This window comes from Methylophaga sp. UBA5088, assembly GCF_002414625.1.
GTDB lineage: Bacteria > Pseudomonadota > Gammaproteobacteria > Nitrosococcales > Methylophagaceae > Methylophaga > Methylophaga marina.
Map to the genome: position 1 here is coordinate 5,023 of NZ_DIAC01000118.1, position 1,636 is coordinate 6,658.

Annotated in this window: 2 protein-coding genes; one reads left to right on the forward strand and one right to left on the reverse strand. The window is 45.7% G+C overall.

Features of this window, described 5'->3' with window-relative positions:
* Window positions 1-310 (reverse strand): MerR family transcriptional regulator (locus tag B4K20_RS14770; protein ID WP_289283494.1); only part of this gene is annotated, 310 nt, incomplete at its 3' end.
* A gap of 135 nt (window positions 311-445) precedes the next feature.
* Here B4K20_RS14770 and B4K20_RS14775 point away from each other — a divergent pair.
* On the forward strand, window positions 446-1,636 hold a 1,191-nt coding region (locus tag B4K20_RS14775), incomplete at its 3' end, for a heavy metal-binding domain-containing protein (RefSeq protein WP_289283495.1).

The window sequence follows — 1,636 nt, forward strand, 5'->3', positions numbered from 1 at the left end:
GTGCTTGCTGCATTTCAGCTATTTTGGCGTCCAGCTCTTGTAAACGTCGCATGGCTAGTTGATATGCGCGGTGATGATCTTGTGTCGAATCAAGCCCTATGAGCTCTTTAATCTCACGTAAAGTAAAGCCTGCTTCCTGTGCTTTACGTATAAATTTGAGACGACGCAAATCATGCTGCCCATATCGACGAATACCTCCAGTGCTATCAGGCGTATCAAGTAAGCCTTTGCGTTGATAATAACGGACGGTTTCCACCGTCACATCGACTTGTTTAGCGAACTGCCCGATGGTCCAACTGTCTTTTTTCATAAGGATATTGACTCTGTACTATGGTACGTACTCTATAGTCTAACCAAGCTCATAAGTTTAATCATCACCATTACTGTCAATTGGGTAGAAAACAGCAATACCCTATTGATAAAACAATTATTTCAGGAGAAGACAATGGCGACTGATCCCGTATGTGGTATGCAGGTTGATGAAACCTCTGCAAAATACCAAACCAGCTATAAGCATAAAAATTATGCGTTTTGCTCTCAACACTGCTTAAATAATTTTAAGGCGGATCCCGAGTTTTATCTTAATAAGCCTGAAACAGAGTCGGCGAAAAGTTGTTGCAGCGGCAAACATGATCATCAGCCTAGTTCAGATAAACACCAGCATACTCATGCCGATGCCAAAGGCGACTATATTTGCCCCATGTGTGAGGGTGTTCGAAACGATGGGCCTGGCAGTTGCCCGAAATGTGGTATGGCATTAGAACCTGAACCCCCCGTTTCAACTAACCAGAAAACCGAGTACACCTGCCCAATGCACCCGGAAGTCATACAGGATGAACCTGGTGACTGTCCGATTTGCGGTATGGCCTTGGAAGCTACCACCGTTGAAGTCGAGCCGGATAACAGCGAATACAAAGACATGTTAAAACGCTTCATTATTGGGGGGGTATTAACATTACCTGTGTTTTTAATTGCCATGTTACTGGAAATGGCCCCATCACTGTTTCCAGCAGAGAGCAGTATCCAACAATGGTATTGGGCTGAGTTTTTACTCGCCACACCTGTTGTATTCTGGGCTGGCTGGCCATTTCTGGTGCGTGCTGTGCAATCAGTGAAAACTGGCCACTTAAATATGTTCACCCTGATCGGACTTGGCGTGAGTGTCGCCTGGACATACAGCATCATTGCATTGCTCTTTCCTGGCGTATTTCCAGTCAGCATGCAACACGACGGTGTGGTAGCCGTTTACTTTGAAGCTGCCGCCGTCATTACGGTGTTAGTACTGTTGGGTCAAGTATTAGAATTGAGGGCTCGCAGCCAAACCAATACTGCCATCAAACTATTAATGGATTTGGCGCCAAAAACAGCACGAAAAGTCACCGACTGTGGCCATGAAAAAGATATCCCACTGGATCAAGTCAAAGTGGGTGACAAATTACGGATTCGTCCTGGTGAGAAAATTCCTGTTGATGGCTTGGTCATCGAAGGCGAAAGTCACATTGATGAATCCATGGTCACAGGCGAAGCCATGCCGGTGAATAAAAAAGTCGATGACAAACTGGTCGGTGGCACAGTCAACGGCACTGGTAGTTTGTTAATGCAGGCTGAAAAAGTGGGTAGTGACACCCTGCTCTCA